The following is a 9,563-nucleotide window of genomic DNA, read 5'->3' as shown; positions in this document are numbered from 1 at the left end:
CCAGTTAGCAGAAGAATTCAGCCTAAATGCCGAGCAACTGGGCTTCATCAATTCAATGTGGTTCCTGGGATTTCCCATATCCATGATCGTTGGTGGACTCGTTTATCACACCGTCGGCCCAAAAAAAATTATGCAGTTCGCCTTTTTTGCCCATACTATTGGGATTATCCTGACTATCTATTCCGGTGGATATATCGGTTTGATCATTTCGACCTTTCTGATCGGATTAGGCAACGGTTGTACCGAGGCCGCCTGTAATCCAATGATTGCTGACAGTTATACCGGAAAAAGGATGAATACTTTGCTGAATAGATTTCATATGTGGTTTCCAGGGGGTATAGTTATCGGCGCCCTCCTTTCCGGATTTTTTTCGGAAGGATTTGATTTCGGTGGCGGTGTTGTTGGTGGAGGAATCAGTTGGGAAACCCAAATCTGGATCATTTTGATTCCTACCCTAATTTATGCCTATCTGTTCTGGGGTCAGAAATTTCCAAAACCTAGAGTGCAAGAAGCTTCTACGGTCACAGGCAATCTAAAAGCAATGGCAGCACCGCTTTTTATATTTATTTCCTTTTGTATGGCATTGACCGCCATTTCCGAATTCGTGCCCAACCAATGGGTCGTACTGATACTTTCAAAAAGCGGCGCGAACGCCTACTTGATCTTGGCCTTGATCAGTGGAATAATGGCAGTCGGACGGTATTTTGGCGGAGAATTTGTCCACCGTTTCGATCAGACTGGGGTATTATTGGGCTCGGCTGTTCTAACGGCCATCGGAATATTTTTATTGAGTACGTTAACAGGTTCGGCGGTCTATTTTGGAGCGGCAGTTTTTGCTTTGGGAATTTGCTATTTCTGGCCGAACATGATCGGGTTCGTAGCGGAAAAAATACCTAAAAGTGGGGCTTTGGGCATGTCGGTTGTAGGAGCTATCGGTATGTTTATGACTGGCAATATGCAGCCGATTTTCGGCGGCTGGGTCGATGCCGCCCGTGAAGAGGCCACTGCAATGGGTGTGACAGGCGATGCTATGGAACTGGCGACCGGACAGGCAACCCTCGAAAGAATGATTGCTTTTCCCGGATTACTAATCGTTCTTTTTACAATCCTTTGGTTCTGGATGCGCAATAAAAGAGCAAAAGACAAAGCCCAAGCCCAAACGGGTGCGGAAGGTACAGCGATGTAGAATTTTAGGAAATTTCTGGAATTAGGTCAGCGGTTCTCTTTTTTTGAGACCGCTTTTTTATGGCTATGCCATTAACAAGACCTTTTATTGCATCAAAATATGATGGTTTTGCGTTCATGCCAATACGCGTTTTATGCTAATTTTATCTTTGTAATAGAGAAGTGGAATTGAATCATTAACTTAAAACGATTATTATGAACAGTGATCAAATAGAAGGTAAATGGAAAAAAATCAAAGGTCAATTCAAGCAAAAATATGGCAAGCTGACCGATGATGATGTAACCTACAGCGAAGGAAAATTCGATGAAATGCTCGGTAATCTCCAAGAAAAGACAGGGAGGTCCAAAGAGCAATTGAAAGATGAGATAGATAAAATGTAATTTTTACATCCCCCGGAAAAATGCCCGCAATGTAAATTGTGGGCTTTTTTATGCACTATCCTTTTACTTTCTTCCAAACCTTTTTGAATCCCATCACGATGGGCAGGCAGGCAAACCCGACCACTAGCCCGGTCAAAAACTCCGCCACAATAGAAGGTAGGGCCTGAAGCCACTCATGGATAAAGTGTAGATTATGGACAAAGATACCGCCAGCAACCAAAATTAGGGCGATCGTTCCGATAACGGAAAGGCTTTTGACGACTTTCGGAAGCGCCATCACCAAAAAATGTCCGACTTTGTCCGAGAAACTATCCTCCTTTTCATTAAAGTCGATGAGCTTGGTTCCGAAATCGTCCATACGTACAATAAGGGCGACGATACCATACACTCCGACGGTCGCGATTAGGGCGATAATGGAAACGACGATAACTTGCGTCCAAATATCCTCCTTGACAACGGTTCCCAAAGCGATGATGACAATCTCTACGGAAAGGATAAAATCCGTTACGATGGCCGACTTTATCTTATCCTTTTCTATAGCCAAGATTTCCGCCTCTGACATATCCTTGGCTACCACTTTTACTTCATGCTCGTGGGGCACGATCCATTCATAAATTTTTTCAGCGCCCTCATACGCCAGATACAGCCCGCCAAGAATCAGGATTACAGTAACCGCCGGAGGATAAAAAGCACTTAACAAAAAAGCAAAAGGCAAAATTATCAGCTTGTTCAACATTGAGCCCTTGGTTATCGCCCAAAGCACGGGAATTTCACGGGCGGCCATGAAACCGGAGGCCTTTTCGGCGTTCACGGCCAAATCGTCCCCTAAAATACCGGCGGTCTTTTTGCCCGCGACCTTGGTCATGACGGCCACGTCATCCATCATACTTGCGATATCGTCAAGTAAAGCGAAAAATCCTGATGCCATTGGGTTTAAGGTTTGGGGTTTATTGCTACTACCAACAAAATAATGCGAAAGGTAGCGAATTCATCGTTGGTTTAAATTCAATAGTATCCTATTTTTAAAAATCTGTTTTTATACAGCTAAAACATACATCATCCGAGATAAAAAAATAAACGTATCGCTCTTATATTTATCGAAATAAAATTAAAAACCCATGAGCAAGAACAACTTATTTAACGAAGAAGCGAAAGCTAAAATTAAGGAACTGGCAGAAAATATCGACTTTGCGATGATGGAAACCCATTTGGGGGCGAAGCCTACTCATATCATTCCTATGAGTACCAAAGACGTCGATGAAGATGGATGCATTTGGTTCTTAAGCAACAAGAACAGTGAACATAATGGCCATATAGATGCCGATAATAGCATTCAACTGATCTATTCCAAACCTAGTGACATGGAGTTTATGACCGTTTTTGGCAACGCTTTCATTTCAACCGAACGACCGGTGCTTGAAAAGTACTACGGTAAATCAGACGATGCATGGTTCGAGGGTATCGACGATCCGAATCTGACCGCTATTAAAGTGATACCCAAAGATGCGCATTATTGGGATACCAAGAACGGCAAACTGGTAAGCCTCCTTAAAATGGGAATGGGTGCTTTAACGGGGGAAAAGCAGGATTTAGGCGAAGAGGGCAATCTGAAAATATAGCCTCCTATACTTGTTTTGGGTCATAAGGGGGACATCCTTTTATACCTAAAATCCCAATTTGGCCCCATCGCCATTTTAACATTTTGAGCCTCCATGAAAAAAATAAGGGAAATCGACGATTCGGCCATGTGCATCTCAAGAAAGAAACGCGGCAAAGGATATAGTTTTTATGACGAAAAAGGAAATTTGATCAAGGATAAAAAAGTCCTGAAACGCCTTCAGGGATTGGTAATACCCCCTATGTGGAAGGATGTTATGGTCTGCCGTTTCGACGACGGCCATATACAGGCCATCGGGCGTGACCCCAAAAATAGGAAGCAATACATATACCATTCCGTATATGAAAAACAGCAACAGGAGGCGAAATTCAAGAAAATGCTCGAATTTTCGGAACTGCTTCCTAAAATTCGTAAAAAAGCACATAAAGATCTAGATGCCAAAGGTTGGGGAAAAGATAAATTAGTGGCATTGATTATCTTGATATTGGACGAATACGGCATCCGAATAGGGAACAAGGAATACAAAAAACAGAACGAATCCTACGGGCTTACCACATTGCGCAGAAAACACCTTAGCATAGAAGATGACGAATTGTTGTTATCCTTTACGGGAAAAAGCCATCAGGAACAAGAGGTACATATCGATGACGAAATCTTGGTACCGTTCATCAAGGAAGTGGCCGACTTACCAGGCTATGAGATTTTTAAGTACAGCGATGATCAAAAGAACTCTCACGATGTTGACAGTGATGACGTTAACGAATATATTGCGGAATACATGGGTCCGGATTTTTCAAGCAAGGATTTCCGCACCTGGTCCGCCAACCGATTGGCGGTGGAATGTTATCCGTTGGCCTTGGAGGAACTGGAGGATGGTAGCAGAAAGAAGTTCAGTAATATCGTCATCAAAATGGTCGCCGCCGAATTAGGAAATACGCCGACCGTTTGTCGGGATTATTATGTACACCCTGCCTTGTTCCGCTCTATCGACGAAAAAACTTTGCCAAATCCGAATCCATTTAATGATTCCAAAAGCATTTCGGCACTTTCGGCCAGCGAGAAACTTGCCCGTAAGATTATTGAAGAGAGTTATTGATTATTAGAAGAGAGTTATTGATTATTAATTGTAGACTTTGAATCCGTTCTGATAAATAGTTTAATTTTATTATATCAAAAACACGGATGTTTATATATTTTCAATACATGGCTTTAAGGGTATATAAAATCAGTGGTAGAACCAAAAACTTCAACCTAGATCTTTTAACTTTTTTAGTCCCTAACTTGGGCTTTACGAGTGCTATTATATTTTAACCATTCACTAATAACTAAAAAAAATGAAAACAAGTATCAAAATTATCGCGGCAATAGTAGTACTATTTTGTGTTGCCTGCGGGGCCAAGAAAAGTACACAATCAAAAATGGAAAAAAATCAACAAGAGATGGCCGCCGAAGGTACCGATGAGAGCCAGGCTGGGACTATGGACGACGATTCCGTCGAAAACAACGATGAGATGGACAGCTCCACCAAAGCTGTACAGATGACCAACGGGTCCGGCGGTGGCAATTCCAATGTGAATATCAACGATGCCACTAAAACTCCCGTGACGGAGAAAACGGATAATTCCCAAATGTACTCGGAACTTCAGATGACCAACGACCAGATCCAAAGTTTTGAAAATGCCATGAAGGATTTCTCAACCCGACGCCAAAACACGGCCAGCGGTGAAATGATGGGCACGGTATCGGACGAAAGGGATAGACAATTGGAAAAAATTCTTTCCGAGGAACAATATTCCACCTACGAAACTTGGAAAAAGGACAATTAGCCTATTCCGGTCAAAGGACTACCTAGGGTCTTGCAGCGTTGAAATTGGGAAATTTTAGTGGAATTCGATATTACATTGAATCCTTAAACAAAGAGTAAAATTAGCGTCAGCAAAATGCCTGCCAACGAAAAATAAACGCCCTGTTTAAATACCGATGTTTTGGGAAGGAACATCCAAAAAGCGGACACCACAAAGAAAAGTAGCGACACCCCAAAGAAAATGTTCAACCAAAAAACGGGACTATTGGTTGTCGCCTTGTGCAGCTTTGTCATGTTATCAAGTACCAAGGGAAGCTTCTTTTCGGAATAGACAACGGCACCGCTAGCTGAGTTGTATTTCCCTTTTTCAAAATAAACGATATCGCCATCCGTTTTTAGGACTTTCAGGTCGGTTATATGGATTTCCTTGCCCAATTCCTTCGTGGTCAACTTTGGTTTTAACTCCCGTTCTTCCCGAACCTCCTGTTTTAAAAAATCGGTCTTTCGGAAAATCAAAACAATGCCGCTTAAAGCGTACATGGCCATAATACCCGCTAGAAAAAATCCCAAATAACGGTGGATAATCCGCATGTAGAAGCCGGTGGTCTTTCGCATTTCTTTGTGTTTAATTAGATTGATCAAAAATAATGGATTTGAAACAACTACCCGATTTTCTATCACAAATATTTCAAAATTGTTTCTGTCCCGAAAATTCCATCGCTTCGCCCTTGCCGAAGCCGAAGCTAAAAAGTCACAAGGCAATGGCGGGATTTAAAAACCGTCGCTTTTTCGATTGCATCGACCTAAAGCGAAATCCGATCAAATTTTGTTGACTGAATGGACTAATCTCGTATCTTGAACGGTATTTCAAAATGCGAAAGGCGCCTTCAACCAGATAACACCCTTAACGCTAAGCAATCGATGGAATTAGAAATCATTTTGATGTTTGCCGTGCTGCTTACCACTGTAGTGCTTTTTGCGTTCGAGGTATTTCCGGTAGATAAAATTGCCTTCTTTATCATCGTTTCCTTGGCATTACTGGGTTTGGTATCGCCCGAGGAAGCCATAAGCGGTTTTAGCAATAGCGCGACCATCGCAGTCTTGGCCCTGATGATCTTGGCCATAGCGATGGAAGAGAACGGGGTAATCAATTGGTTGACCTCGAGTATGGGAAAGATAAAATCCCTGCCGCTTCTTTTTATGGCCCCGATTTTTATGATAGTGACGGCGGGCATATCCGCATTTATAAGTACTACGGCCGTGGTCATCGTATTTATAAAGATCATCAATCGCCTTTCGGAAAAGTTCGATATTCCGCAATCCAAACTATTGCTACCCATTTCTTTTGCCGGTATTCTTGGCGGGTCGTGTACTTTGATGGGTACATCGACAAACCTTCTTGTCAATTCGGTCGCCAAGAATCTCGGTGCCGAAAAATTGGGATTCTTCGAATTCTCGTTGTTGGGACTTACTTTTTTGGCCATCTCCATCGTTTATCTAACCCTTGCCCTAAAATGGTTGCCCAGTGGTAAAAACAAAGACCTGAAAGAAGACTACGACATCGGTAGTTACACGACACAAATACGTATTAACGCGGAATCGAAATTGGTAGGCCAAAAAATCGAGGATACCTTCCTCTTCGACAATCCCGATATATCGTTATTAAAGCTGACGCGCCATTATCAAGAGCACAAATCCCCCGGCAAATATGTAACGCTTAAGGCGGACGATGAGTTGCTTTTGATGTGCGATCTTGAAAATTTGGCGCGCCTGAACGAATCGGAAGACCTTAATATTAGCGAGGAAAAATACTTGAAAGCTCCCACTTCCAAAACGGATGCAGGCGATAAAAAACCGCAATCCTCCGACATTGAGGAGCGAGTATTCGTGGAACTTTTGATGCTTCCCGGAGCATCGTTATTGGGAAAAACTTTAGGTAACCTACGGGATTTCATGTTGCAGGATGTCATTCCGCTAGCCATTAAAAAACGGAGGACGCGTATCAGAACGGATAACCGATTGGTGCGTAGCAGTGCCGATAAATTAGTTCTAAAACCTGGCGACCGCTTGTTGGTGGAAGCCGAAAAACAGCACCTGAGTTCATTGAATGCCATTGAAAATGTGGTGATACTTCAAGAATTCGAGGGTACGACCGGAGCGTCAGAATTCAAACGGTATTTTTCGCTTTCCGTACTGGTTCTGGTCATCGTTATGGCGGCCACAGGGCTACTTTCCATTATGGTCAGTGCCCTAACTGGAGTTTGCTTGCTATTGGTGACCGGAAACCTCGACCTTACCACAGTATACAAAAAAATCAACTGGCAAATCTTCTTTCTATTGGCCGGTATGATTCCCTTGGGCTTTGCCATGAACAATACCGGCGCGGATATGTGGATTTCAGAGCAGCTTTTGGGTTTTTTATCGGGCCGACCGAACTGGGTCGTCACCGGAACCCTGTTTTTGGTAACCATGCTCATGAGCGGGGTGGTCAGCAACAATGCCACGGCCATCATCATGACCCCTATCGCTATTTCTGTAGCACAAGGCCTTGAACTTGATTTCAAACCTTTTTTACTTGCGGTGATGTTCGCCGCTAATTTTAGCTTTTTTACCCCTGTGGGATATCAAACGAATACCCTCATATACGGAATAGGCAATTATAAGTTCAAACACTTTCTTGTAATCGGTGGCATTCTTTCCCTATTGCTATGGGTGGTGGCTACCTTTTTACTCACCCAAATGCTCTAAGCTATGAATGCTGACCAAACCCCTTCTCAAAATACTAAAATAGATACTAACCTACCGCAGGCAGGATTTAGCTATAATCGAAAAATTATAACCCCTTAATATCACCGAAACTGGCACATAGCAAACAAAATATTAAGCAGAAAACGAAAAAAAATAGGTGACGAAAAACCGTATCTAAATGAGAATGCAGTCAAAAATTGGTTCAATAAGAATCAACAAAAAGATGGCTTACACCTAATTTTAAAGCATAGTCAACCTGAACCTCAGGCGTGAAATTAAGGGTGCCGCAGATTTTGACCAAAGTGGTTCTTTTGTGGGAACCGTTCACCGTGCCTGGCTGGACCTTACTTATCAAAATGCCGGTCGTCGAAAATACCTCGGAATAAGTTATAAACGGTGATACAGATTGGCTCGTCGAAATCTTAAAAGCTTTTTCAAATACTATACTTATGGACAAAAAAGAAACTGACAACGATGCTGAATTTGTGAAAGAGGAGCATGAAAGCAAAAGAAATTACATCTTTCAAAAAAATAACATTACCAAAATAGCGGTCGTTATCGTAGCGGTATTTTTAATTATAATCGTTATTGGACTGGTCATATCGGGTACATCCTTTTTTCAATTCTAGCCTATCTGGAGTAGCGCTTTTCCTAAGCATAAAAGTAAAAAGAGCTTGTAATTAGAGTAATCATTCTAATTCAAGCTCTCTTTGCAATCCTTCTTCATCCTGATTAAACAGGATTATAAGGAAAATCGTACCGATTTTATTTCTTCTTCTTTGTATTTACAAAACCTATAGGCTGTAATAAGACCTCCATTTTAGCTATATTAAGACCGGGGTTCTCAGCGGTTCCCTCATCTCCAAGGTCACTGATATCAACACCTGGTGTACCACGTGGTAAATCATAGGATTCCCCAACAGAGGAAGAACCATAGCCTAAATCTCTCATGGACCCTGCAGTGATTCGGCTTAGTGGGTTCTCGCCCAAATTCAAAAAGCCGGTCATCAGTTCATTGTTAAGAGCGGATTCGCGCCAGTGTCCCAGTGCGGTTCCCGGGCCACCCATATTCTCAACAGGCAATTCATCAGTTCCGCCCTCGGCATTCCAAAAAACATTGGCTTTCCTTCCGAGAAAATAGGGATCGGTGTTGACCGCACCTATAAGGGTTCTATCAAAGCCGAACGGTTCTACATTCCAGAGCGTACCTACGCCTAAAACATGACCCATTTCATGTACGATTACCTCTTCGAACAAATCTAATTCTTCTAGAAAGTCCAAGTCGTCCACATCAAAGAACATAATCCCTGATAATGTCAAGAAATCATCGGTGCGCACGAATGCCGGCCCAGCTTGACCAAGAATTTGTCCCGGCCCATCGATCGGTGCCAATGCAACCTCGATAACAATGTCGTCAATAGTACCTTCAATGTCCGGGAACCCGACGAACGCAGAAGGAATAGGACCTTCAACGGATGGGACATCCTTGATAATAATCCGTTCCCATCTCGCGGCGGCTGCCTCAAAAACTTCTACCTGCCTATCGGTAGGTGGTAATAGGTACTTTAAGGTTATATTAAAACGCCCACGATCTACTCCGGCAGCACTAGTAGTCTTCAAAGTTGTAGTGCCCAAGTCATCGATTATGATAGGTTCGGTAGGATGCGCCTTCAAGGCGATTGCAGGTTCTTGTGCGTCGGAAACGATCGGAGCTGTCGATTCCAAAGGTTCTTCTGAGCATGAAGTAAAAAGTAAAGCGCTGATGATACATCCGAACGCCAATAGCCGTCCTGATCTTTGAATAGTGTTCTTCATAATTATTGATAA

At 42.7% G+C, this 9,563-nt stretch carries 10 protein-coding genes; 7 read left to right on the top strand and 3 right to left on the bottom strand.

Annotated features, from left to right (window positions below):
• Together ACEW8S_RS09070 and ACEW8S_RS09065 are read left to right on the top strand one after the other, a co-directional pair.
• Positions 1 to 1,186, top strand: a 1,186-nt coding sequence (locus ACEW8S_RS09070; RefSeq protein WP_373517837.1) for a sugar MFS transporter, incomplete at its 5' end; no start/stop codon positions are given.
• Positions 1,187 to 1,380: 194 nt separating this feature from the next.
• The gene (locus ACEW8S_RS09065) at positions 1,381 to 1,566 is read left to right on the top strand and encodes a CsbD family protein (protein ID WP_373517836.1); all 186 of its coding nucleotides are present in this window, start codon (positions 1,381 to 1,383) and stop codon (positions 1,564 to 1,566) included.
• 55 nt (positions 1,567 to 1,621) lie between these two features.
• Here ACEW8S_RS09065 and ACEW8S_RS09060 read toward each other — a convergent pair whose 3' ends face one another.
• Positions 1,622 to 2,494: a DUF808 domain-containing protein gene (locus tag ACEW8S_RS09060; protein ID WP_373517835.1), complete on the bottom strand. Its 873-nt coding sequence runs from the start codon at positions 2,492 to 2,494 to the stop codon at positions 1,622 to 1,624.
• Between the two features lie 190 nt (positions 2,495 to 2,684).
• Here ACEW8S_RS09060 and ACEW8S_RS09055 point away from each other — a divergent pair, with 190 nt between their 5' ends.
• From ACEW8S_RS09055 to ACEW8S_RS09045, 3 genes are all read left to right on the top strand, one after another.
• A complete protein-coding gene (locus tag ACEW8S_RS09055; protein WP_373517834.1) occupies positions 2,685 to 3,185 on the top strand; it encodes a pyridoxamine 5'-phosphate oxidase family protein in 501 nt (166 codons plus the stop codon).
• 93 nt (positions 3,186 to 3,278) lie between these two features.
• The gene (locus tag ACEW8S_RS09050) at positions 3,279 to 4,280 is read left to right on the top strand and encodes a DNA topoisomerase IB (protein ID WP_373517833.1); all 1,002 of its coding nucleotides are present in this window, start codon (positions 3,279 to 3,281) and stop codon (positions 4,278 to 4,280) included.
• Positions 4,281 to 4,518: 238 nt separating this feature from the next.
• Positions 4,519 to 5,010: a hypothetical protein gene (locus tag ACEW8S_RS09045; protein WP_373517832.1), complete on the top strand. Its 492-nt coding sequence runs from the start codon at positions 4,519 to 4,521 to the stop codon at positions 5,008 to 5,010.
• An 83-nt stretch (positions 5,011 to 5,093) separates the two neighbouring features.
• Here the strand turns inward: ACEW8S_RS09045 and ACEW8S_RS09040 are convergent, their stop codons facing one another.
• Positions 5,094 to 5,603, bottom strand: a complete 510-nt coding sequence (locus ACEW8S_RS09040; protein WP_373517831.1) for a hypothetical protein — start codon at positions 5,601 to 5,603, stop codon at positions 5,094 to 5,096.
• A 306-nt stretch (positions 5,604 to 5,909) separates the two neighbouring features.
• On the opposite strand from ACEW8S_RS09040, the gene ACEW8S_RS09035 reads away from it, so the two are divergent.
• Positions 5,910 to 7,736, top strand: coding sequence for an SLC13 family permease (locus tag ACEW8S_RS09035; protein WP_373517830.1), 1,827 nt, complete (start codon positions 5,910 to 5,912; stop codon positions 7,734 to 7,736).
• Between the two features lie 449 nt (positions 7,737 to 8,185).
• Positions 8,186 to 8,365: a hypothetical protein gene (locus ACEW8S_RS09030; protein WP_373517829.1), complete on the top strand. Its 180-nt coding sequence runs from the start codon at positions 8,186 to 8,188 to the stop codon at positions 8,363 to 8,365.
• Between the two features lie 136 nt (positions 8,366 to 8,501).
• Here the strand turns inward: ACEW8S_RS09030 and ACEW8S_RS09025 are convergent.
• On the bottom strand, positions 8,502 to 9,563 hold a 1,062-nt coding region (locus ACEW8S_RS09025; protein WP_373517828.1), incomplete at its 5' end, for a leishmanolysin-related zinc metalloendopeptidase.

The organism is Pricia sp., assembly GCF_041745955.1.
Lineage (GTDB): Bacteria > Bacteroidota > Bacteroidia > Flavobacteriales > Flavobacteriaceae > Pricia.
This window is presented reverse-complemented; position numbering and strand designations above follow the sequence as displayed.